Consider the following 16,923-nt stretch of genomic DNA (forward strand, 5'->3'; position numbering starts at 1 on the left):
CACGGGCCAGTGGCGCTGGCTGCCGATCGGCCTGGCCTGTGGCTATGCCTTCGCCTGGCCACAATCCCGGCCACCAGGTGCACGCCGGATCAGCGTGCAACCTGGGAAGCCCTGGGCGGCGTGGATTGGCTGCGCTCGGTGCTCGACAAGGCGGGCAACAGTAAGTCGTARGGTCATCGTCGGCAGGTGATGGGAATCAGCCGAGCGGCTTGGCCGTGTTGGCCGCTGCGATTCGGACGATGCGCGCGGCGTGCGCTAGGGTGGATCGGTCTCGGATCGACAGCCCATTTGCCTCGCGCGAAATGCGTTCCAGGTCGTCGCACACCTTGGTGCACTCGGCCTGCGMGCGGGCAGATCGAGCGGCCCAGGAGCGCAGCAGCTTGCCGATGGCGGCATTGCAGGTGGCCGCTCTCCGCTCGATGCGTTCCTGGCGAGCCTGGAGSCGGCCGGGCTCGCGCTTCGATGCCAGTCGCTGCCATCGGGCGCGCCACGCATACAGCCTCTCGTATTCAGTTTCAGCGGATTCCATGTGTCAGCGGGGAGGGTGTGGCTTGGAGATGTGAGAGGTCGTGCGCTGCGAGCCGGCGATACTTCCTTGCCGAAACTCAAACTTGCACCGATGGCCTACGAAATCCTGCAAACGTGCTTCCTCGTGCCGAACGTCAGCGTGAGCAACTGCTCTGGCTGGGTGCAGGCGTGGGGCACTCTGGCGGCGCTGATCGCGACCTTTTTTGTGGTCCGGTATCAAGGGCAGCAAGCCCGGATCCAGGCAGACAGTCAGAGGCGCGCGGTCAAGATAGAGAAGTTCATGACAGTCCATGGTGTCCTGATGCACGTTGCTTCTGCGCACACGATCGCTGCAATAACGCTTGCCAGTGCGGATCCGGAGTGGAGCAGTGCTTCCCAAGAGGCTGATGAAGCTCTGTCGGGACTGGCCTCGTTGAGGTCCTCGCCCTTCGAGCTTCCACATTTCGAGCTTGTGTGGAGGCTTGATCTCCTTATCCAAGACATGAGGTCTACGCGTCGGCTGTTGAGCGCCGAGATTGCCGTGGCCAAGGGTGAGGATGACGAGATACTTCCCGAACTGCAGCGCAGGGAAAGCAGGGTTCTGGCCACCGCCGTTTGGTGTACTACGCAGGCTCATGATCTCGCTGATGAGCCGGGCAAAGCGGAGCTCCTCACTGCCATGCGCCGAGCTTCGGAGTCTGCGAGCTGAGAGTTGCTCACGCATTGGGGTGTGCCTCCGCTGGGGGTGTGGCGGATGCTGTGCCTGCGCTGGCCTGGTCGGACTGCGACAGGGCGTGCGCGACGTGACGGGCGTAGGTGGCCACGGCGCGCCAGTAGGCCGCCATCGGGCCCTTGCGCCGGCGCCAGGCCGTCTCGGCCTCGGTGTTCGCCTGGTCACGCAGATCGCGCATCACGGCCTCGATTCGCTCGCGGTCGGGCGCCGGCAGGGCCAGCAGATCGCGGCCCGCGGGCAGGCGCAGCAAAGGGTTGATGTAGCCCATCAGGAGGCCCCTTTCTCTCGTGGCTGGTTCTTGCGGCAACGCCAGCACCTGGCGCAGTAGATAGCGGCGCCGGAGCACCACACCTGGTGGCCGCACTCCAGCTCGACTTTGCGGCGCGCGTAGCCATCGGCAGCCGGGATCACCTCGCCGACGATCTTTCGCAGAGGCGCGGGCGTGCGGTCCTCAGCCATGTGCACCTCCCACACATTGGAAATCTTCGTCGTTCTCGGGCGCGTGGTCCTCAATGTCGAAGACCAGGCCGCAGGCTGCGCAGCGCTCCTCGCTGCTGTCCGGCTTGGTGCAGAAGTCGTCCTCGCCGTCGTCGTACTGGTAGGCCACCTTGCAGCCGCAGGATGGACAGGCCATCAGGCGCCTCCTTGGCTTCTGGCCGCGCGCGCGGCTCGACGCGACTCGGCGACTGCTTCCTGCAGACGCACGCGCTCGGGGTTGTGCGGGTTGCTGCCATGGAGATCCTCGCGCGCGTAGACCTCCACGTAGTGGCCCGTCTCATCGAAGTCCACCGGGACGCCTTGGTCCCAGCGGATTGGGCGCTGGCCAGAGCCGGCAGGCCACATCACTAGGTCGGGGTGATCCCGCTGGAACTTCTCGCAGACCATGTGCAGCAGCCCATCCAGCGCGCGCTCGAAGCCGTCCGGCAGTTCGACGGCGGCGCTGAAATGGATCTCGATGCTTCGCAGCTTGTCAGCCATGTGCACCTCCCGAGGGTGGGACGATCAGGTCCGCATCGATGCGGTTCTGCAGTTCGTTCAGCACGGTCTGGCGCTTCTCGCGCGGCACGAAGAAAAAGGCGTAGCGCATGGCCATCTCGGCGCCGTCTTCTCCGTCCCCGGTCAACTCGATGCTGCCCATCGGCGTGCGCAGCTTGAGCGCCACACGGTGCGCCTTGGCGCGGTGTCCAATCTTTCCGGGCATCACGCACCTCCCTGTGCCTGGGCGGCGCGGGCTGCGTCGATGGCGGCGCGCGGGTCGTGGGAGTACGACCGGCCGATCTCGCGCTCGTGTGGCTTGGCCATGTGGTGCTCGATCACCACCCAGTGCACGTCGCCGTCTCCGGCGCCGGTGGGCACGTCAATGCAGCGCAGATCCAGGCAGTAGTCGCGCAGGCAGTCCAGGCGCTCAGTATCCGGGTGCGCAGCCGCTGCAGCACCAGGGGCGGCGCGCAGCAGTGCCAGGGCCTGGTCGATGGCGTCGCCAATGACCCGCGGGTCCGGCATCTCGTCGCCGGCCAGGTTGCCCCGGCGCCAGGTGTTGTAGCGCTCCAGGGTCGCGATGACAGCCTCGCGGCTCGTCGCGCCCTCTTCCTCAGTACGTAGGGCGCCGCTCATGCTGCCTCCGGGGTCAGCACCCAGCCGCCGTTCGGGTTCGCCTTGGACTGGCGGGTGTAGCTGATGCGGCCGGCCTTGCGCAGATGCTGCAGGCGGCGGTCCACGATGCGCCAGGCTTCGACATGCCGGATCGGAGGCTTGCCGCGGTTTTCTGCCGCCTCGATGGCCTCGGCGTGGCGACGTGCGTAGCGGCTGATGTCCTGAAACTCGCGGTGCCCCGCAACGCAGATCGCGGCGATGATGGCCACGTCGAGCGCGGTGTAGTCGGTCTTCGTCTTCATATTTCGATCCTCAATCGGTGCGGGTGTGCCTTGCTGCGGCAAGGGTGGCGAGGTATCAAGCAGCGCGCTTGAGCTTGGGCGCTGCCTTCGCCAGCAGCCAAACGCGGCCGAAGCCATCGCCGTAGTCGCTCATGGTCTTGATGACGCACTCGATGCCGTTCCTGTCCGCATGGGTGCGCAGGGAGTTCGCCAGCTTTGCCGCCGTGGAGCCAGCCGGGCACTTGATCGCTTGGCCGATCTTCATCTTGGAGAACAGAGGTCCGTACTTGCTGGCGGGCTTGGCGCGCTCTGCAGGCATCTCGTCGTCGCAGATGCTGAGCAGGTTGAGGTCGATGGGCTTGCCGGCCGGGGCCTTGGGCTTGTTGTCTTTCGTCATGGCTTGTCCTGTCCAGGGGTTGCGGTGGTTGGCAAAGGAGGTGTGGGCGGTCTGCATCACCGCACCTCAAGCCGCTTGCCAGCGGTCAGCCGGGCACCAGGCACGTCGTCGCCGGCCTTGAGTGCCGCGCTGATTGCCTTCTTGTCGGGAGCGGGGGGCGGCAACTCCGGCCGCACCATGAACTGCGCGGGCAGCAGTTCCGGCTCGAACACATCAACTGCGCCGGGGTTGTCGCGCACCGAGAGGCGGAAGTGGGGGCATTCGATCTTGGTGACGCCGGCCGCCTGCATCGAATCGAGGACGTAGCGAAGCAGGCCGGCGGATCGGTTCTCCATGGCCTTGCGGCGCTTCGCCATCTCGCCCTCGGCCTTCTTGATGGCCTCGGCCATGGCCTCCAGGTTGCGAGCGAAGAACACCACGTTTTGCGCCTTGACCTGCAGATCGCCGCCCAGGCCCTCCAGCGTGTCGGCGATGGTCTGCTCATCCAAGTCCAGTTCGGCCAGCTTCTCGGCAGCTTCGCGGTACTCGGCGGCGATGTCATACAGGGCGGTCATGCGGGCTCCTTGGGCCATGCGGCCGTCAACTTGTTTTGCGTCTTAGCGTCCAACTGCTGCCAGATCGCATCGCGGTCTGCGTCGTCCAGACTGATGAGGTAGTCGCACACACCAACTGCATCGCCCTTGGCAACGCCGGCCGTCAGGCGCTTGGCAATGGCTGCGGGGCTGCTGTCCTGGGCGGGCGGGGCCGCGTCTTGCTTGCGTTTCGCGGCGGTTGCTTGGTTGCCGTCGTCATCCTCCGGCGCCATGCCGCAGGCCGCCATCAGCGAGTAGCGGCGGGCGTACGTCAACGCCGAGCCGTAGCCTTGCGGGTCTTGCTTGGCAGCAGGGACTGACAGCTTGCCGGCGCTGATCGTCTCGCCGGACTCGTGCACGAAAACCGTCTCGACGGTCACGCCGCGCTCGGACTCGTGGGACGACTGCATCAGGAAGATGCCGTTGGTGTTGAGCGCATCGATCACCGCTTCGATGCAGGCCGACAGATCGGCGTACTTGTTCTTGAAGTGCGGGTTCGTGTGGGTCTTGAGCGCGGGGCCGAACTGCTGCTGGGCCTTGACCATTGCGCTGGCGATGTTCTTCATGGCGTCCTCAGAACGGCAGGCCCTTGAAGGCCATGCCGTAGGCAATGCGCGCGGCGTACCGGCGCGAGTGGTGGGCGGCGTACAGCCGATAGATGGCGATGAAGTGGCGCAGCCTGTTCATGCGAACACCTTCAAAGCAAAGCCGGTCAGGCCGGCCAGATAGGTAAGCCAGAAGAGGGCGGGGGACATGTCAGGGCTCCTTGGCGGCCAGGATTGCTGCCTGCTGTGCGTCGTTGAGAGAGTCGGCAGTTGCCTGGGCGGCGTCCACCTCGTCAAACTCGGGGTCAACTGCTGCAGCACCGATGACGACGCAGACAGCAGCGGCGATGAGCCAGATGCGGATGGTGGTCATGCCGCCTCCTTGATCTGCTCCAGCAGCAGCGCACGGGCCTCGGGCTTCATGCACTGCAGAAGAGTCGCCGCTGCGTCGCGGATTTGCTTCTGGCTCATGTGCAGCTGGATCTGTTGGGCGCCGCTGGAGAAGTCGATCTCCCCGACTCGGCGTGCGACCAGGGGGACAGGCTCTGTTAGGTCGTACATCTCGTGCTCCTTCAATTTGCGCGCCCAGAACCGGTCGCGCTCTTCCTCTTGGAAATTTCGGGGTAAGGGCTGCATCAGTCCATCGCCTGAATGCGGGCCAGCTCTGCGCCTTCGGCTGCATGGGCTTGGATGTCCAGCCAGAAGGCGCGAAGGTCACAGGCGTCGGGGTTGGCCTGGGCCAGCTCCTTACAGAGCCTGTCCAGCTCATCACGGACAGCCTGGGCGAGGCCGTTCTGCGTGGTGGGCTCGTCGTCTGGCTCGCTGGCGAGGTCGTAGAACACCTGCTTCTGAGGTGTCCAGCCTGGGCGGGCGTTCATGGCCGCCTCGCCTTGCGCGCTTTCAGCATTTGGTCGGCCAACTCGTAGGCTTGCTGTGCGACAAGCTCCGTACTTCCCCATCCCCAGGTCGTGTCATGCGCACAAATCCCCTGGAGGGCCAATCCCGCGAAGTGATCGCGCAGGGACATGCCGTCATGCGTGACCGCAGCAGCCTCGTTCGGCGTGCCATCCTCTGCCAAGACCGTTACCTTGGCTTGCGGGAACGCCGGCCCGCCGTCGTCTTGCTTGCTCATCTTCATTGCTCCAAATGAAACAGCCCGCATGGGGCGGGCTGGTGGGGGAGGGGTGGGGATTGCTACGAGTCGTAGCGTGGTGTTGAGATGCGCACGCAGTTCGCGGCGGCCGGTCGAATCTCCAGGGTGGACTCGTAGAGTTCTCCGTCATGCTTCGTCACCTCGACAGCCCGGACATCCAAGCTGCGCCCGTCAGGGCGGATGCTGACCTCGAACATCGTTCGCCCGTTCTCGTCCGCGAACCGAACGAGCTTCCCCTCGATCAACTTGACGTCTTTCGTGACGGGGTGTCCGATCTCAATGTGCAATCCCATTTCTCACTCCTTGTTGAAGACACCCGCCTGCTGCCGATCCAAACGACCAATCCAACCCAAGAGGGCGTGGCATAGCTTGATCGTCGGCAAAGGTCTCGGCTCCTTTTCGCCTGCTCCCCAAGCATCAGCTGATGATGGGATGTTTTGCCCACGGGGACCTAAGGTCGTGGGCTCAGGCGGGCATCAGAACGGAGCCCTGCTACTGGGCCAGTCTGTTCACCGCCGCATGCGCAACGGAACAGGGCTCCGATCTGATGGCCCTCACGGGGAGGGCGGGGGGGTTAGTGGGTGCCGGTGCGCGGGACAAGTCGTGGCATCTGCGCTTGCGGCTTTGGCGGCTCAATTTCTTTCATCATCTTGGCCGCTTGGTCGGCTAGCGCGAGGCCGTAACGACGCATGCCGTCCTGCTTTGCAGTCAGAATCGGATCGTCAGTGCGGACCAGCTGGGCGCGACGGACAGACCGCAGTTGTTTTCGCGTGCCAGACTGGAAGCCATCAACGCTGCGAGATATGCGCTCGTCCGGAGCGAGGCACTTGAAGCCGATGCCAGACACAGCGCCTAGGTCCTGGTTCTCGTCGTTCAGCAGACGTTTGCGCCATGCTGCGACCACTGCGCGGTAGCGGTTGTCTTCTCGCTTGTGGCCAATCACGCGCTCAATGTCCTCGTGCGCGATTTCGTCACCTTCTTGGATGTCAGGGAACGCTGCAAGCAGCTTCTTCACATCGGGTTCTGTCGGCATGCCGCCGAAATAGACTTTGGACATCAGTTCTCCTTTTGGTTTGCGCATTGCGCCCTTGCCGTGCCTGGCCCAGCCCAACCTGGCCCGGGCTCGCCCAGCCCCACCGGTCCCAGCCGCTGCCACGTGACACCGGCAAACAGTTGCCCGTTTGCCGCTATCGAGTAGCCCATGCCGCGCCTAGCCCGGCCCCGCCAAGCCCCGCCGGGGCAGGCATCTGCCGCGTGCGATGCGATTGCATCGAACAAGCCGGCACGCCAGCCTGTTCGCTGCATTGCAGCCCTAGCCCCACCCCGCCCCGCCACGGCACGCGAAGCCCCGCCCTGTCACTTCAGTTGATCTGCTTCACCTTTGCCGAGAACATTCCGAAGGAGCCCGGCGTCTTGCCGCCCGGCCGCCAGTCGCCCAGGCCCTTGTATCGGCCGGCGTAGTGCAGGATGTCGATCAGCACCTTCTCAGTAAGTGCCTCGTCCCACACGGAAAGGGTGCCGCTCGCTGTCCACTGGTCGAACCGTGGGCGCACCCGGATGTGCTTGGAGGTGCCGACCTTGGCGCGCTTCACGAACAGGCTGAAGCCCAGCTGTTCGGCTGTCTTGCGATGCGCCTTGAAGTCGTTTTCCTTGAGCAAAGCGTTCACGCTGCTCATCGGGATCGCGGCGCCAGCAGAGCCCAGCGTCCAGTAGGCTGCATCGACCATCATCCCGGACTGCGTTTGCGACTTGAACGTCTTGCCGCCGCGTCCGCCTGGCACCAGCACCTGGGCGCCGCCTTCCATCATGCAGCGCATGAGGTTGTCGGCCGGGATGGCGACGTGCTGGCCGTCGTGGTACATCGAGCCGATCCAGCGCCATGCAGGTGTCCGGTCGTCGCCGGCCTTGCTGTTCTTCTTGTTCTCGGGATTGTTCTTCCAGTCCTCCATCTCATCCGCCCAGTCGATGTTGTCCCAGTGCATGAGCAGGGGTGTCTCGCCGGTGATGTCGATTTGGTACTTCCGCATTGATTTCTCCTGTTGAATGTTTGCGCTTGTGCGCCCTTGCCACGCCGCGCCTGGCCGAGCAATGCCCAGCCAAGCCAACGCTTGGACATTGATGCGGTTGCATCGGATAGACCAGCACGCCGATCTATCCGCTGCAGTTGCAGCCCTTGCCACGCCTTACCCCGCCAAGCCCAGCCTCGCCTGGCCTCACCAGGTTCGAATTGGTCCGCGTGGGTTTGGGCTTAAAACACCAAAGGTCACACGTCGCGGCCTTTGGTGTTCGCCCTGTCTCCAGGGCTTCGAGATGCGTCCGCCAGAACCCTCCGGCGTACATCCCTGCTGGTCTGTTCCTTTCGGTTCCCAGCGTTCCTTGCAACTTTTCGGCTGTGCCTGCCTCCACCCTCGGCCTCAGAAGGGCGCAGACCTTGGCGGCTGCTCAGCTAGGGGATTCCGTCGCTGCCTTCGTCTCTGGCGTCACCGCTGCTTGTGTGCTGCGGTGAGGAGACTTTAGCAATACTTTGCTAGTCGTGCAAGCAAAACTTTGCTCATTGTGCGAAAATTTCTTCACGCCCTGATCGAGGGCGCGTTAAAAAGCCCGCGTGGTGCGGGCCATGGAGGTGTCATGAAGCGACGTTTATTTCTTGCTGGCGCAGGCCTCGGCCTGGCAGCTCCCGCCGTCGTCACGGCAAGCAACCTGATGAGGCTGGCGCCGCTGCCAGAAACGCTGTGGGGTGACGGCGTTCACGACGACACCGGCGCCCTGCAATCGTTGCTGGACGGACGCCCGGTTTTTTCGCCGAGTGGTGAGGCGCTCCCCAAGTTCCGGCTTGTCGGCGGGACCTACAGAATCTCCGGCCAGATCACCATCAGAAAGCCGGTCTTGGTGACGCACAACGCGTTTCTTAAGACGCGTCGGAGCCCAGACGACTTCGCAGGCTTCTACCTCCAGAAAGGAGCCAGAGGAAGCGTCTTCACCGATAACTGCCTACAAAACCTGGGGCTATGCGCAATGCCGGCTACTTGATTCCCAAGAGCCTCGGGTCAAACGCAGTCTCAGTGCCGCACTGGTCGCATACGGCATAGGCGCCCTTAGACGGCGGATCTTCCAGGCGGACGTTGGCGCCGTAGCTCTGCACCGTATGCGACCCCTCCTTCTTGTTGGCCTTGGTCTGCCTAAAGGCCAGCAGGGGTCGAGTGCATCTGGGGCACGTGATGTTGATGACTTCATCTTTGAGCATTGGCCCTCCTTGCCTTGCGGCACTCCCTCACATCCACCAGCGTCAGCGGCACTGCGTGTTAGTCCAGCCAGCACCCATTGGCATGGTCGTGCAGTTGATAGTTCTCGGCATCGGCGGGACCGGAACGGGCTGGTAGACAACTGGGGGCGGCGAGCTTGCTTGGATCGCACGCATGATGGCCAGTCCTCGCGCGGCCTCCGCGTTCGCCTGCGCGGCCTGCGCCTGCGCAGCGGCCTCATTGGCGCTCGCAAGGCCCATGTCCGTGTCTCGCTCCAATGCGTCGCGCTGGTCCAGGTAGGCGCCCCAGGTGATATCTCCCGCGTAGAGCTTGGCAACAAGGCCGACTGTGCGCGAGTGGTGTGCCTCGATCCATGCCGCCTGCGCGGGAGTCAGGTAGGCGGCCCGGAAACTACGGCCCATGTCCACGCAACTTTGATATGCGACGGTCCAGATGTTCAGGGCTCTCCTCTCTTCCTCAGTTGGCGTGTCCTTGCTTGCGCGCATAGCGAGCGTCGGGCCACCCATGCCTGTGCCGGTCCTCGCACGGAGTGGGGCAAAGCGCGCATCCCCTGCGTTGCCATGGTTGCACGTCCTTGTCGGGTCCTCGGGGCGTGCGGCATTGCCGAAGCCCATTGGGCCACGGCCTGCGCACCCGGCGAGAACGGCGACCACGACCAGTGCAGCGGAAAACTTGAGTCCCATCATTGCCATTCCTCCACCAATTTGTGGACGGCCACTGGGGCCGTCCCTACGCTCGGATCGTGATACGTCGTGTTACAAAATCCACATGCAAGACAGTGGATTGGTGCGGGCGCACCTTCCCCGCTGCAGCTAAGCCGCGAGGCGTCCAAGACGATCTCCCCCCAACGGCGGCGCGGTAGGTTGCGGCCTTTCGTCGTGCGGCCTGGTCGCCTTGTGCACCAGTCTTGCCTGCTCCAGCAGTGTGCCCCGGGCCGAAGCAGGCATTTCCCTGAAGAGGGCCGCCAGTTCCACTGCCTGTTGCTCTACGCCGGCGTCCTGGGCTTCGCTCAAAGGAATCAGCATCTCCCACGGGCTCATGCCCAGGGCGACGGCGATTTTTGCCATCTCGGTCAGTTTGGCCGATGGCTCCTTGCCCGAAGCGCTGGCCGCGCGCCTGTCCGGGTCGAGGTAGTTGCCGATCGATGTTTGTGCCACGCCTGACAACTTGGAAAGCGCCATCTGCGACAGCTTGGCCGCGTCCATGCGGCGGCGCAAGTTCTCTGCGAAGACTGTGTTGATGGACGGCGACGGCACTTCTTGAGTCTGGCCGACGCGGTCAGCAAAGTATTGCTTGCTGACATAGCAAAGTTTTGCTATCGTCGTCCTCATGAAGAAACCTCTTGACGCCGCTGTCCGCGAACAGCTGGAAGCCCAGAAGGGCTCATGGCAGGCAATCGCCGACGACGCGGGCGTCAGCTACTCGTGGATATCGAAGTTCGTGAACAACCGGATTCCGAACCCGGGGTTCAAGACGCTTACCCAGTTGCAGGCGCACCTGTCCAAGCGCCGCCCCACCGCCACAGAGGGGGCCTGAGTCATGACGTACTCCATGGCCCAAATCCTCGGCGCCCTGTGCGCCCTGTGCCTCCTCGGCATGTGGCTCGCCCTCGAATCCGACCGCGGCCCTATGGCCGGCGCTCTGCTCCTCATCGGCAGCTTCTTCGGCATCTGCTCGCTGCTGTGGGGCGCTGGGCCGCTGCTGTAACCACACGGGTAGCGCGTCCAGCACGTGCACCCATCCACCAACCGAACCAAAACAAATCAGGGAGTTTGAACCATGGCGTACCCGACCACTGACCGGCCGAGCAAGTTGCGCAAGCCGATAGCGATGCTCCGCGGCAACGAAGACGAGGAGGCGGAGCTGGACCAGCTGGTCGAGTTGTACGGCGGCGGAGAGCGCGCTGCAGTGCTGCGCGAGGTCCTGCTGTCTGTTGCACGGGAGAAGCGTCATGAGGCGAATTCTTTGTCCCACCGCCGCATGGGATCAAAGCTTGACAAGAGCGCATTCGGACGCCTGCTGGCCGCCTGAGATGGCGAAGGGACCACTGATGAATCGACAGGATCAGAGCCGCGTCATCGCGGAGATCGATCTGCATGGCGCCTCTGAACAAGAGCTGGCCTGCATTGAAGGCGAGGCGCAGAAGCACGGCATTTCGTTTGAAGAGGCGTCGAAGCGCCTTCTGCTGGAGCACTTCCGCGCGTCCAAGCGCAACCCCATTGCAGTAACTGTTGCGCAACTCTTCCGGCGCCAAAGCGTGCACTAAGAGTTACTGAACAGTAACTGTGACGCGATATCCAGACAGGACCAGCATGACCAAGATCGTCGGCAACGCCTTCACCGGCCACATCTTCGACCCACGCCCGTACGTGGCCGACAAGGCCCCGAAGAACCCGCAGCGTGGCAAAGCCATTGACCTGAACCCGCGCCGCAGCGGGATCGTCATCACCCCGCCTGGCTATGCATCGTCCAAGCGGATCTTGCGCAAGGGAGCTGTCTGATGAACTGCCCGACCATGAAGACGCGCCTGCTGGCCCTCCTGCGCCGCGGCTGGGTTACACCGGTTACGGCCCTGAACGGCGCCGGCTGCTTCAGCCTCTCGCAGCGAGTGGGCGAGTTCCGCCGTCGTGATGGGCTGACTGTCCTGGACAAGTGGGTCACGACCCCTGGCGGCTCACGCGTCAAGGCGTATCGGCTGGGGAAGGAGGCACGGTGAAGCGTCCGGCTTTCCAGTTCTATCCGGGCGACTGGCGCAAGGACGTTGAGCTGCGCGCCTGCTCCCTGGCCGCGCGAGGCCTCTGGATCGACCTCATGTGCGTGGCCCACGAGTGCGAGCCATACGGACATCTGGTGCTGAACAACAAGCCCATGACCATGCAGCAGATGGCCGGTCAGATTGGCGTGCCTGGTGTCCAGGTCAAGAAGCTTCTGGAGGAATTGCTGGAGAGTGGTGTTGCCCGCCAAACGCCAGAAGGGGTGATCTACAGCAAGCGCATGGTCGAGGATGAGCGAGTCCGCAATGTACGCGCAGAAGGCGGAAAGGCCGGCGCAGAACATGGTGCGAAGGGCGGTTCTCACGGATCTAAAGGCGGGCGTCCGCCAAAACCGAAGGGGGGTTTTGAAACCCCCCTTCAAGGTGCCGAAGAACCCCCCCCTTCTTCTTCCTCTTCTTCTTCCCCTTCGGGTGATTCAGAAGCTAACGCTTCTGCCGGCAAGCCGGCCCTCGAACCCGCCGAGATCATTTTTGGCTACGGGCTCCCATTGCTGACGAACGCCGGGACTCCGGAGAAGCAGGCCCGGTCTTTCCTCGGCGCGCTGCGCAAGCGTCCTGGAGGCGACGCAGCCGTGGTCAATGCCATCCGCGACTGTTTGCGTGAAAAGCCCCTGCAGCCTTTGGAGTGGCTGGCTGCCGCTCTCCCGCCTGCTGGAAGCGCCAAGGCAAAAGCCGAGCCCATGTCCTACGCAGACCGTGACCGCATCAACGGGCAGTTGCGGTGGGAAGAGATGACGGGCCAGCGTCACCCGGCCCTGGAGAAGCTTCGCGAAGCCGGCGAAGTCATCGACGTACTGCCAACTACCGCCACGCCAAGGATCGAGCATGTCGCTGCCCACTGAAATCATTGATCGACTTTTCCATCGCCTGTCGGGCGCATACATGTCCGCATGGGACCGCGCCATCGGCAACACGCCAATCAACGATGTGAAGTCCGCATGGGCGCACGAGCTTTCCGAGTTTGGCCGCTCGCGCGAGTCCATGACCCGCATTGGCTGGGCGTTGGACAACCTGCCGGACCGACCGCCGAGTGCGCCTGAGTTCAAGCGCTTGTGCCGTCAGGCCCCAATGGTTGAGGAGTTGGCTCTGCCGATGCCGAAGGCTGACCCGAAAAAAGTCTACGCCGAGCTGTCAAAGCTGGCCCCCATCAAGGCGGCTATGTCTGCGGTCACCAGCAGCGGCAACAAGGAGTGGGCGCATCGCATCCTCGCCAGCCACGACCAGGGCGACAAGATCCTGCCGTACACGCTCAAGTGCGCACGCGAGGCTGTCGGCCAGCAGTTCAGCGAGGTTTCAGCATGACCCGCGAACACCTCACCGAGATGGCGCGCGAAGCCATGCATGTGCTGGACATGGTGCGCGCCGGCATGGACGTGCCAGCCAAGCGCATCACCTGGGCGCTGATGGTCACGGGCGATCTGACTCTGGCCGACCTGGCATGACCGAAGCCGAGCGCATCGCTGTGGAGCACATCAAGGCCAACGCCAAGGAATGGCGCTGGACCTCTGCTGACATCCTCGAATGCGCCCGGCACCACGCATCCCTTGACCCACACCAACTCTCCCGCCTGCCCACCCTACTGCAGGAAGAGATAGACAAGCACCGAGCAACCAAGAAGGAGCAAGCATGACATTCGCAAAGATCGTGATCGCCAGTGACGGCGAACAGGTGTTGTTCTTCAAGGAGGAGGGAGACGAAGGCCCGGAGTTGGTCCAGATGACGATGGAACAGGGCGTCACCGCCAGGCTCGCCATGGGCTTTGAGGACGACGAAGAGGGCTCGGCTGACGCGAAGCGTGATGCAGCCTTCGACAAGGCAGGCGCTGACTACGCGGATCAGGTGCGCAAAGCCGTCAAAGGCTTTTTCGACGCACGAGGCTGACCGCACAAGGCAAAGAAGGAAGCAGCATGAGCAAGGCATTGGATGTGGCGCTGGTCGCCTTTCTGGCCATCCTGATCTGGGTACTGCAGGCGGCATGGCTGCTGAGCGTGCATCGGCAAGGCATCGAAGGCGACTGCCGGATGATGGGCCAGTCTCGGTCGAAAGAAACCATCATCGTCTGCAGCATTAAGGAGCCAGCATGACATGCCACTCCTGCGGTGGAGGCTTCGGCGACAGCCACGCCATGTGTGCGAAGTGCGCCGACGCCTACGACCGGCTGACCCAGCGTCGCGTGGATTGGCGGTTCGGTGGCGAATCGCCGATGAGAGACGCCCACCCCGACGACTACCAGCGCCGCTGCATCCGCCTGGACGCAGAGCGCGCCGCCAAGATGGGGGAGACCCCGGACAAGGCCTGCAGCTACTTATCCACCTCCTGGCAGTCCAGGGAGTGGTACGACGCCTACGCATCCGAGAAGCTGCGGGAGAAGGTGGAGGCGAAGCGCAATGGCTAACTACGACACGCAGATCATGGTCTACCTGTCCAAAGTAGGCGGCAGCACGACCGGCACCATCGCCAACTACGTGAGGCCGATGTTCGGCCACAGCGCTAGGACGCACTCCGCTTTCATCCGCACCCGCCTGCTTGCCCTGCAAAAGGAAGGCAAGGTAGCACCGATGGATGAACTGAAGCCGGTGGCTTGGGTGAGGTTGACCGATGGCTGAGACCCTGCACATCTACCCGCAGGAGAGCGAGCACATGGATGCGTTCATCCTGGGATCGCGCTCTGCACTGCTCCAACTTCGCGCCCTGATCGACAAGGCGCTAGAGGGCAAGCCGGAAGACGGCGAGTTCATGCAAAGCGACGGCGAGGGGTATCCGCTGTCGGTACGGTGCGTCGCAGAGGCGTGGGCGGATGCGCTCCCAACCGCTTATGACATGTACCGCGGCAAGGAATGGAGTGACGCAGACAACGCGGCATTCCAAGCAGCCATGGACGGGAGGGCGTATGGCTGACAAGCGCACCTTCAAGCTCGTCCACGGCATGGCCCGCGCCAATGCAGTCTCCGGCGTCCAGCAGGCCCCAGAGGGCTATGTCGTCACGATCCAAGAGCCAACCCGCAGCCTGGACCAGAACGCGGCCATGTGGCCCATCCTCGATGCCTTCGCCCGGCAACTGGAATGGCCCGTCAACGGCGCCATGGTCCGCATGTCCGCCGAGGAGTGGAAGGACGTTCTGTCCGCCGCCTACCGCCGCGAGACAGTGCGTGTCGCCCAAGGCCTGGACGGCGGAATGGTGATGCTCGGCAGCCGCACCAGCAAGTTCAGCGTGCGGGAGATGAGCGGCTTCATCGAGTTTCTGCATGCGACGGCTGCGCTTCGGGGTGTGGTTGTCTACGAGTTGGAGGTCGCGTGATCGACTCCCTCCCATTCGCCCCCAAGCCTAGGCCCTGCAAGGTCTGCGCCAAGGCGTTCGTCCCGCGCACCTCGATGCACTCGGTCTGCTCGCCTCGCTGCATGGCGCGCAAGGTCAAGAAGGATGCCGCCGACGAGCGCGCACTGCTGCGGGTCCGCAAGGAAGCGGCCAAGCCGCGCCAAAAGTGGTTGGACGAGTGCCAAGCCATCGTCAACAAGATCGTGCGCATTCGGGATGCGCATCTGGGCTGCTGCTCCTGCGACCGCGGCCCGAACTGGAGCGGCCAGTGGCACGCCTCGCATCTGCGCTCAGTCGGCGCAGCCTCTGCCGTCCGCTTCCACCTCTGGAACATCCACAAGGGCTGTTCCATCTGCAACAACCACCTGAGCGGGAACCTGGCCGAGTATGGGCCCCGCATCCGCGAGCGCATCGGCAACGCCAAGGTGGATTGGCTCTACACCCAGAACCACCGCGTCACGCACAACGTGGAATACCTCAAGCGCTTCAAGGCCGTGATGGGCAAGAGGCTGCGCAGGATGGAAAGGAGGATGGCATGAAGCCCAGGCTCAGGCGCACTTGGTGCGACGGGTTCTTCTTCTACGTATGGTTCGCTGGTGGCTACGCGTGGCGCTGCGAGGGCGCTGGACTTGTTGCCCATGGCTGGACCCCGGAACTTGCCTACAGGCACTGGGCAGAGGACTACAACCAACCATTGCGCCGCGCACTGCGCTGGCTCAAGGACTTGAGGAAAGGAAATCAGTGATGGCATACGTGTTTGCATCAATCAGTGCCGTGGCGCTAACTATGTGGCTTCAAGCGCCTTGGTACGCCGCAGCGGCTATCGGGCTGTTCTGCGGTGTTTTCTTCGCACGGGCCTTTCGTGATTAGCCCGTGCATGTGGTCGGCACTCGCGACTCTTGCGATGGGTCAGATTCAGGCCCAGATCGCGCAAGAAAGTGTTGAGGCCGAGGTTGTCCGAAGGTCTCACGAGTGGCCAGATGGTGGCGTCGTCATCGACGTTGACGCCAGGATCATTCCCGACGCGCAGCCACAAATCCGGGACTTGAGGAAGGAGAGGGAAGCATGAAGGTCGCAGACAAGGCGAAGGCTCGAAAGGCCGTCTTCAAGCGGGCGAAGGGGAAGTGCGAGTACTGCGGGATGCAGTTGTCGCTCGCAACCATGACCTTGGACCACTACTACCCCAGACACCTCGGCGGCGGCAACAACCGAGCGAATCTGAAATGCGCCTGCACCGACTGCAACAACCGGAAGGGGCCGATGCATCCGTTCCATTGGGAGAAGGCAATGGAGCTAAGAGCATGACCACCGCCTGCACCCTATGCGGCTCCACCAACCACAGCAGATCAGGCTGTCCCATGGGAAGGGCCCTCAACACCATGCGCGTCAACTACCGAGAAGCCGGCAAGCAACGCGAGGCTAAGGCAATACGGCACGCCATCAACATGCTGGCTAAGACTTCGAAGGAGATGAGGGCATGACAGAACGCTATGCACTGTTCGCGGGAGATGAGTTCTACCCAAATGGTGGTTTTGAGGACTTCATCGCATATGGAGGCCTGGACGAATTGAAGGCCATGCTTCCGAGGCTGGCAAAGAAGGATTGGGCGCATATTGCTGATCTGAAGGAAAGGCGTGTTGTCCTTGTCATGGCCATCAACAAATACAACCGTACCGACGCCGACGAGTGGCAGGAGGCGGACGAGTGGAGCCAGCCGTTAGGCCTAGAAGGCGACGGGTTCGCAGCAAAGGGGGAGTGATGGCAACGCAGAAAAAGCCACGAGGCCGGCA

The 16,923-nt window shown here is 63.3% G+C and carries 40 protein-coding genes; 21 read left to right on the plus strand and 19 right to left on the minus strand.

Annotation, left to right across the window (positions count from 1 at the left end):
* Positions 1-196: 196 nt before the first annotated feature.
* Entirely contained in the window at positions 197-529 is a 333-nt protein-coding gene (locus ASF44_RS32130; RefSeq protein ID WP_156374686.1) for a hypothetical protein, read from the minus strand.
* Between the two features lie 90 nt (positions 530-619).
* On the opposite strand from ASF44_RS32130, the gene ASF44_RS25360 reads away from it, so the two are divergent.
* A complete protein-coding gene (locus tag ASF44_RS25360) occupies positions 620-1,216 on the plus strand; it encodes a hypothetical protein (protein WP_056902057.1) in 597 nt (198 codons plus the stop codon).
* A gap of 7 nt (positions 1,217-1,223) precedes the next feature.
* Here ASF44_RS25360 and ASF44_RS25365 read toward each other — a convergent pair whose 3' ends face one another.
* The 16 genes from ASF44_RS25365 to ASF44_RS25435 all read right to left on the minus strand — a co-directional run bounded on the left by ASF44_RS25365 (position 1,224) and on the right by ASF44_RS25435 (position 7,763).
* Positions 1,224-1,508, minus strand: a complete 285-nt coding sequence (locus ASF44_RS25365; RefSeq protein WP_056902058.1) for a hypothetical protein — start codon at positions 1,506-1,508, stop codon at positions 1,224-1,226.
* Between the two features lie 183 nt (positions 1,509-1,691).
* Positions 1,692-1,874: a hypothetical protein gene (locus tag ASF44_RS25370; protein ID WP_056902059.1), complete on the minus strand. Its 183-nt coding sequence runs from the start codon at positions 1,872-1,874 to the stop codon at positions 1,692-1,694.
* Positions 1,874-2,218 carry a hypothetical protein gene (locus ASF44_RS25375; RefSeq protein ID WP_056902060.1) on the minus strand — a complete coding sequence of 115 codons (345 nt, stop codon included), beginning with the start codon at positions 2,216-2,218 and terminating at the stop codon, positions 1,874-1,876. Before ASF44_RS25375 ends, ASF44_RS25370 begins: the two co-directional genes overlap by 1 nt.
* Positions 2,211-2,441 (minus strand): hypothetical protein, encoded by a 231-nt coding sequence (locus ASF44_RS25380; RefSeq protein WP_056902061.1) that lies wholly within the window; start codon positions 2,439-2,441, stop codon positions 2,211-2,213. Before ASF44_RS25380 ends, ASF44_RS25375 begins: the two co-directional genes overlap by 8 nt.
* Positions 2,441-2,854: a hypothetical protein gene (locus ASF44_RS25385; RefSeq protein ID WP_056902062.1), complete on the minus strand. Its 414-nt coding sequence runs from the start codon at positions 2,852-2,854 to the stop codon at positions 2,441-2,443. The genes ASF44_RS25380 and ASF44_RS25385 overlap by 1 nt, the downstream gene beginning before the upstream one ends.
* The gene (locus tag ASF44_RS25390; protein ID WP_056902063.1) at positions 2,851-3,135 is read right to left on the minus strand and encodes a hypothetical protein; all 285 of its coding nucleotides are present in this window, start codon (positions 3,133-3,135) and stop codon (positions 2,851-2,853) included. The genes ASF44_RS25385 and ASF44_RS25390 overlap by 4 nt, the downstream gene beginning before the upstream one ends.
* 55 nt (positions 3,136-3,190) lie before the next feature.
* Positions 3,191-3,511 (minus strand): hypothetical protein, encoded by a 321-nt coding sequence (locus ASF44_RS25395; protein ID WP_156374687.1) that lies wholly within the window; start codon positions 3,509-3,511, stop codon positions 3,191-3,193.
* Positions 3,512-3,567: 56 nt separating this feature from the next.
* Positions 3,568-4,065: a siphovirus Gp157 family protein gene (locus ASF44_RS25400; protein ID WP_056902065.1), complete on the minus strand. Its 498-nt coding sequence runs from the start codon at positions 4,063-4,065 to the stop codon at positions 3,568-3,570.
* On the minus strand, positions 4,062-4,649 hold the full coding sequence (locus ASF44_RS25405; protein ID WP_056902066.1) for an ERF family protein: 588 nt from the start codon (positions 4,647-4,649) through the stop codon (positions 4,062-4,064). The genes ASF44_RS25400 and ASF44_RS25405 overlap by 4 nt, the downstream gene beginning before the upstream one ends.
* Positions 4,650-4,839: 190 nt before the next feature.
* Entirely contained in the window at positions 4,840-5,001 is a 162-nt protein-coding gene (locus ASF44_RS32135) for a hypothetical protein (RefSeq protein WP_156374688.1), read from the minus strand.
* Entirely contained in the window at positions 4,998-5,264 is a 267-nt protein-coding gene (locus ASF44_RS25410; protein ID WP_056902067.1) for a hypothetical protein, read from the minus strand. Before ASF44_RS25410 ends, ASF44_RS32135 begins: the two co-directional genes overlap by 4 nt.
* Positions 5,264-5,506 carry a hypothetical protein gene (locus tag ASF44_RS25415; protein WP_156374689.1) on the minus strand — a complete coding sequence of 81 codons (243 nt, stop codon included), beginning with the start codon at positions 5,504-5,506 and terminating at the stop codon, positions 5,264-5,266. Before ASF44_RS25415 ends, ASF44_RS25410 begins: the two co-directional genes overlap by 1 nt.
* Complete coding sequence (locus tag ASF44_RS25420; protein WP_056902069.1) at positions 5,503-5,760, minus strand: hypothetical protein; 258 nt, start codon at positions 5,758-5,760, stop codon at positions 5,503-5,505. Before ASF44_RS25420 ends, ASF44_RS25415 begins: the two co-directional genes overlap by 4 nt.
* Positions 5,761-5,822: 62 nt before the next feature.
* Positions 5,823-6,074, minus strand: a complete 252-nt coding sequence (locus ASF44_RS25425; RefSeq protein ID WP_056902070.1) for a hypothetical protein — start codon at positions 6,072-6,074, stop codon at positions 5,823-5,825.
* A 281-nt stretch (positions 6,075-6,355) separates the two neighbouring features.
* Positions 6,356-6,838 (minus strand): hypothetical protein, encoded by a 483-nt coding sequence (locus ASF44_RS25430; RefSeq protein WP_056902071.1) that lies wholly within the window; start codon positions 6,836-6,838, stop codon positions 6,356-6,358.
* A 304-nt stretch (positions 6,839-7,142) separates the two neighbouring features.
* Positions 7,143-7,763 carry a hypothetical protein gene (locus tag ASF44_RS25435; RefSeq protein WP_156374690.1) on the minus strand — a complete coding sequence of 207 codons (621 nt, stop codon included), beginning with the start codon at positions 7,761-7,763 and terminating at the stop codon, positions 7,143-7,145.
* 646 nt (positions 7,764-8,409) lie between these two features.
* On the opposite strand from ASF44_RS25435, the gene ASF44_RS32140 reads away from it, so the two are divergent.
* On the plus strand, positions 8,410-8,811 hold the full coding sequence (locus ASF44_RS32140; protein ID WP_156374691.1) for a hypothetical protein: 402 nt from the start codon (positions 8,410-8,412) through the stop codon (positions 8,809-8,811).
* Positions 8,812-9,067: 256 nt separating this feature from the next.
* Here the strand turns inward: ASF44_RS32140 and ASF44_RS32145 are convergent, their stop codons facing one another.
* Together ASF44_RS32145 and ASF44_RS25450 are read right to left on the minus strand one after the other, a co-directional pair.
* A complete protein-coding gene (locus ASF44_RS32145) occupies positions 9,068-9,727 on the minus strand; it encodes a hypothetical protein (RefSeq protein WP_156374692.1) in 660 nt (219 codons plus the stop codon).
* 129 nt (positions 9,728-9,856) lie between these two features.
* Entirely contained in the window at positions 9,857-10,375 is a 519-nt protein-coding gene (locus tag ASF44_RS25450) for a helix-turn-helix domain-containing protein (RefSeq protein ID WP_156374693.1), read from the minus strand.
* Here ASF44_RS25450 and ASF44_RS32150 point away from each other — a divergent pair.
* From ASF44_RS32150 to ASF44_RS25510, 19 genes are all read left to right on the plus strand, one after another.
* Entirely contained in the window at positions 10,374-10,580 is a 207-nt protein-coding gene (locus ASF44_RS32150) for a helix-turn-helix transcriptional regulator (RefSeq protein ID WP_156374694.1), read from the plus strand. The two genes, ASF44_RS25450 and ASF44_RS32150, sit on opposite strands and share 2 nt — an antisense overlap.
* Before the next feature lie 15 nt (positions 10,581-10,595).
* A complete protein-coding gene (locus ASF44_RS32155) occupies positions 10,596-10,751 on the plus strand; it encodes a hypothetical protein (RefSeq protein WP_156374695.1) in 156 nt (51 codons plus the stop codon).
* Between the two features lie 72 nt (positions 10,752-10,823).
* The gene (locus ASF44_RS25455; protein ID WP_056902076.1) at positions 10,824-11,075 is read left to right on the plus strand and encodes a hypothetical protein; all 252 of its coding nucleotides are present in this window, start codon (positions 10,824-10,826) and stop codon (positions 11,073-11,075) included.
* Between the two features lie 19 nt (positions 11,076-11,094).
* Positions 11,095-11,310 (plus strand): hypothetical protein, encoded by a 216-nt coding sequence (locus ASF44_RS25460; RefSeq protein ID WP_156374696.1) that lies wholly within the window; start codon positions 11,095-11,097, stop codon positions 11,308-11,310.
* Positions 11,311-11,356: 46 nt separating this feature from the next.
* The gene (locus tag ASF44_RS25465; RefSeq protein ID WP_056902078.1) at positions 11,357-11,545 is read left to right on the plus strand and encodes a hypothetical protein; all 189 of its coding nucleotides are present in this window, start codon (positions 11,357-11,359) and stop codon (positions 11,543-11,545) included.
* Positions 11,545-11,760: a helix-turn-helix domain-containing protein gene (locus ASF44_RS25470; RefSeq protein WP_056902079.1), complete on the plus strand. Its 216-nt coding sequence runs from the start codon at positions 11,545-11,547 to the stop codon at positions 11,758-11,760. Before ASF44_RS25465 ends, ASF44_RS25470 begins: the two co-directional genes overlap by 1 nt.
* On the plus strand, positions 11,757-12,659 hold the full coding sequence (locus ASF44_RS32160) for a hypothetical protein (protein ID WP_156374697.1): 903 nt from the start codon (positions 11,757-11,759) through the stop codon (positions 12,657-12,659). The genes ASF44_RS25470 and ASF44_RS32160 overlap by 4 nt, the downstream gene beginning before the upstream one ends.
* Positions 12,643-13,119, plus strand: a complete 477-nt coding sequence (locus tag ASF44_RS25475; protein ID WP_056902080.1) for a hypothetical protein — start codon at positions 12,643-12,645, stop codon at positions 13,117-13,119. Before ASF44_RS32160 ends, ASF44_RS25475 begins: the two co-directional genes overlap by 17 nt.
* A complete protein-coding gene (locus tag ASF44_RS32165; RefSeq protein ID WP_156374698.1) occupies positions 13,116-13,259 on the plus strand; it encodes a hypothetical protein in 144 nt (47 codons plus the stop codon). The genes ASF44_RS25475 and ASF44_RS32165 overlap by 4 nt, the downstream gene beginning before the upstream one ends.
* Positions 13,256-13,447: a hypothetical protein gene (locus ASF44_RS32170; RefSeq protein ID WP_156374699.1), complete on the plus strand. Its 192-nt coding sequence runs from the start codon at positions 13,256-13,258 to the stop codon at positions 13,445-13,447. The genes ASF44_RS32165 and ASF44_RS32170 overlap by 4 nt, the downstream gene beginning before the upstream one ends.
* Positions 13,444-13,698: a hypothetical protein gene (locus tag ASF44_RS25480; protein WP_056902081.1), complete on the plus strand. Its 255-nt coding sequence runs from the start codon at positions 13,444-13,446 to the stop codon at positions 13,696-13,698. Before ASF44_RS32170 ends, ASF44_RS25480 begins: the two co-directional genes overlap by 4 nt.
* 26 nt (positions 13,699-13,724) lie before the next feature.
* Positions 13,725-13,901, plus strand: a complete 177-nt coding sequence (locus tag ASF44_RS32175; protein ID WP_156374700.1) for a hypothetical protein — start codon at positions 13,725-13,727, stop codon at positions 13,899-13,901.
* A gap of 119 nt (positions 13,902-14,020) precedes the next feature.
* Positions 14,021-14,212: a hypothetical protein gene (locus tag ASF44_RS33000; RefSeq protein ID WP_156374701.1), complete on the plus strand. Its 192-nt coding sequence runs from the start codon at positions 14,021-14,023 to the stop codon at positions 14,210-14,212.
* Positions 14,205-14,423 carry a hypothetical protein gene (locus ASF44_RS25490; protein WP_056902083.1) on the plus strand — a complete coding sequence of 73 codons (219 nt, stop codon included), beginning with the start codon at positions 14,205-14,207 and terminating at the stop codon, positions 14,421-14,423. The genes ASF44_RS33000 and ASF44_RS25490 overlap by 8 nt, the downstream gene beginning before the upstream one ends.
* Positions 14,416-14,715, plus strand: coding sequence for a hypothetical protein (locus tag ASF44_RS32185; protein WP_056902084.1), 300 nt, complete (start codon positions 14,416-14,418; stop codon positions 14,713-14,715). Before ASF44_RS25490 ends, ASF44_RS32185 begins: the two co-directional genes overlap by 8 nt.
* Positions 14,708-15,115, plus strand: a complete 408-nt coding sequence (locus tag ASF44_RS25500) for a recombination protein NinB (RefSeq protein ID WP_056902085.1) — start codon at positions 14,708-14,710, stop codon at positions 15,113-15,115. The genes ASF44_RS32185 and ASF44_RS25500 overlap by 8 nt, the downstream gene beginning before the upstream one ends.
* Complete coding sequence (locus ASF44_RS25505; RefSeq protein ID WP_156374702.1) at positions 15,112-15,672, plus strand: recombination protein NinG; 561 nt, start codon at positions 15,112-15,114, stop codon at positions 15,670-15,672. Before ASF44_RS25500 ends, ASF44_RS25505 begins: the two co-directional genes overlap by 4 nt.
* Before the next feature lie 526 nt (positions 15,673-16,198).
* On the plus strand, positions 16,199-16,438 hold the full coding sequence (locus tag ASF44_RS31320) for an HNH endonuclease (RefSeq protein ID WP_082525042.1): 240 nt from the start codon (positions 16,199-16,201) through the stop codon (positions 16,436-16,438).
* Between the two features lie 172 nt (positions 16,439-16,610).
* Positions 16,611-16,892 carry a hypothetical protein gene (locus ASF44_RS25510; protein ID WP_056902086.1) on the plus strand — a complete coding sequence of 94 codons (282 nt, stop codon included), beginning with the start codon at positions 16,611-16,613 and terminating at the stop codon, positions 16,890-16,892.
* Positions 16,893-16,923: the final 31 nt, after the last annotated feature.

It is taken from the genome of Pseudorhodoferax sp. Leaf274, assembly GCF_001422445.1.
Classification (GTDB): domain Bacteria; phylum Pseudomonadota; class Gammaproteobacteria; order Burkholderiales; family Burkholderiaceae_C; genus Pseudorhodoferax.

Bases quoted from the DNA above. Each gene is read 5' to 3' on its own strand.
- ASF44_RS32170 (WP_156374699.1), top strand. From the start codon at position 13,256: ATGACCGAAGCCGAGCGCATCGCTGTGGAGCACATCAAGGCCAACGCC.
- ASF44_RS25395 (WP_156374687.1), bottom strand. From the start codon at position 3,511: ATGACGAAAGACAACAAGCCCAAGGCCCCGGCCGGCAAGCCCATCGAC.
- ASF44_RS32140 (WP_156374691.1), top strand. From the start codon at position 8,410: ATGAAGCGACGTTTATTTCTTGCTGGCGCAGGCCTCGGCCTGGCAGCT.
- ASF44_RS25385 (WP_056902062.1), bottom strand. From the start codon at position 2,854: ATGAGCGGCGCCCTACGTACTGAGGAAGAGGGCGCGACGAGCCGCGAG.
- ASF44_RS25490 (WP_056902083.1), top strand. From the start codon at position 14,205: ATGGCTAACTACGACACGCAGATCATGGTCTACCTGTCCAAAGTAGGC.
- ASF44_RS25400 (WP_056902065.1), bottom strand. From the start codon at position 4,065: ATGACCGCCCTGTATGACATCGCCGCCGAGTACCGCGAAGCTGCCGAG.
- ASF44_RS32155 (WP_156374695.1), top strand. From the start codon at position 10,596: ATGGCCCAAATCCTCGGCGCCCTGTGCGCCCTGTGCCTCCTCGGCATG.
- ASF44_RS32150 (WP_156374694.1), top strand. From the start codon at position 10,374: ATGAAGAAACCTCTTGACGCCGCTGTCCGCGAACAGCTGGAAGCCCAG.
- ASF44_RS25375 (WP_056902060.1), bottom strand. From the start codon at position 2,218: ATGGCTGACAAGCTGCGAAGCATCGAGATCCATTTCAGCGCCGCCGTC.
- ASF44_RS25365 (WP_056902058.1), bottom strand. From the start codon at position 1,508: ATGGGCTACATCAACCCTTTGCTGCGCCTGCCCGCGGGCCGCGATCTG.
- ASF44_RS25420 (WP_056902069.1), bottom strand. From the start codon at position 5,760: ATGAGCAAGCAAGACGACGGCGGGCCGGCGTTCCCGCAAGCCAAGGTA.
- ASF44_RS25510 (WP_056902086.1), top strand. From the start codon at position 16,611: ATGACAGAACGCTATGCACTGTTCGCGGGAGATGAGTTCTACCCAAAT.
- ASF44_RS25475 (WP_056902080.1), top strand. From the start codon at position 12,643: ATGTCGCTGCCCACTGAAATCATTGATCGACTTTTCCATCGCCTGTCG.
- ASF44_RS25465 (WP_056902078.1), top strand. From the start codon at position 11,357: ATGACCAAGATCGTCGGCAACGCCTTCACCGGCCACATCTTCGACCCA.
- ASF44_RS32165 (WP_156374698.1), top strand. From the start codon at position 13,116: ATGACCCGCGAACACCTCACCGAGATGGCGCGCGAAGCCATGCATGTG.
- ASF44_RS25410 (WP_056902067.1), bottom strand. From the start codon at position 5,264: ATGCAGCCCTTACCCCGAAATTTCCAAGAGGAAGAGCGCGACCGGTTC.
- ASF44_RS25425 (WP_056902070.1), bottom strand. From the start codon at position 6,074: ATGGGATTGCACATTGAGATCGGACACCCCGTCACGAAAGACGTCAAG.
- ASF44_RS33000 (WP_156374701.1), top strand. From the start codon at position 14,021: ATGAGAGACGCCCACCCCGACGACTACCAGCGCCGCTGCATCCGCCTG.
- ASF44_RS32135 (WP_156374688.1), bottom strand. From the start codon at position 5,001: ATGACCACCATCCGCATCTGGCTCATCGCCGCTGCTGTCTGCGTCGTC.
- ASF44_RS32185 (WP_056902084.1), top strand. From the start codon at position 14,416: ATGGCTGAGACCCTGCACATCTACCCGCAGGAGAGCGAGCACATGGAT.
- ASF44_RS25470 (WP_056902079.1), top strand. From the start codon at position 11,545: ATGAACTGCCCGACCATGAAGACGCGCCTGCTGGCCCTCCTGCGCCGC.
- ASF44_RS32145 (WP_156374692.1), bottom strand. From the start codon at position 9,727: ATGGGACTCAAGTTTTCCGCTGCACTGGTCGTGGTCGCCGTTCTCGCC.
- ASF44_RS25435 (WP_156374690.1), bottom strand. From the start codon at position 7,763: ATGCACTGGGACAACATCGACTGGGCGGATGAGATGGAGGACTGGAAG.
- ASF44_RS31320 (WP_082525042.1), top strand. From the start codon at position 16,199: ATGAAGGTCGCAGACAAGGCGAAGGCTCGAAAGGCCGTCTTCAAGCGG.
- ASF44_RS32175 (WP_156374700.1), top strand. From the start codon at position 13,725: ATGAGCAAGGCATTGGATGTGGCGCTGGTCGCCTTTCTGGCCATCCTG.
- ASF44_RS25415 (WP_156374689.1), bottom strand. From the start codon at position 5,506: ATGAACGCCCGCCCAGGCTGGACACCTCAGAAGCAGGTGTTCTACGAC.
- ASF44_RS25430 (WP_056902071.1), bottom strand. From the start codon at position 6,838: ATGTCCAAAGTCTATTTCGGCGGCATGCCGACAGAACCCGATGTGAAG.
- ASF44_RS25390 (WP_056902063.1), bottom strand. From the start codon at position 3,135: ATGAAGACGAAGACCGACTACACCGCGCTCGACGTGGCCATCATCGCC.
- ASF44_RS25480 (WP_056902081.1), top strand. From the start codon at position 13,444: ATGACATTCGCAAAGATCGTGATCGCCAGTGACGGCGAACAGGTGTTG.
- ASF44_RS25500 (WP_056902085.1), top strand. From the start codon at position 14,708: ATGGCTGACAAGCGCACCTTCAAGCTCGTCCACGGCATGGCCCGCGCC.
- ASF44_RS25370 (WP_056902059.1), bottom strand. From the start codon at position 1,874: ATGGCCTGTCCATCCTGCGGCTGCAAGGTGGCCTACCAGTACGACGAC.
- ASF44_RS25455 (WP_056902076.1), top strand. From the start codon at position 10,824: ATGGCGTACCCGACCACTGACCGGCCGAGCAAGTTGCGCAAGCCGATA.
- ASF44_RS25360 (WP_056902057.1), top strand. From the start codon at position 620: ATGGCCTACGAAATCCTGCAAACGTGCTTCCTCGTGCCGAACGTCAGC.
- ASF44_RS25405 (WP_056902066.1), bottom strand. From the start codon at position 4,649: ATGAAGAACATCGCCAGCGCAATGGTCAAGGCCCAGCAGCAGTTCGGC.
- ASF44_RS25450 (WP_156374693.1), bottom strand. From the start codon at position 10,375: ATGAGGACGACGATAGCAAAACTTTGCTATGTCAGCAAGCAATACTTT.
- ASF44_RS25460 (WP_156374696.1), top strand. From the start codon at position 11,095: ATGAATCGACAGGATCAGAGCCGCGTCATCGCGGAGATCGATCTGCAT.
- ASF44_RS25380 (WP_056902061.1), bottom strand. From the start codon at position 2,441: ATGCCCGGAAAGATTGGACACCGCGCCAAGGCGCACCGTGTGGCGCTC.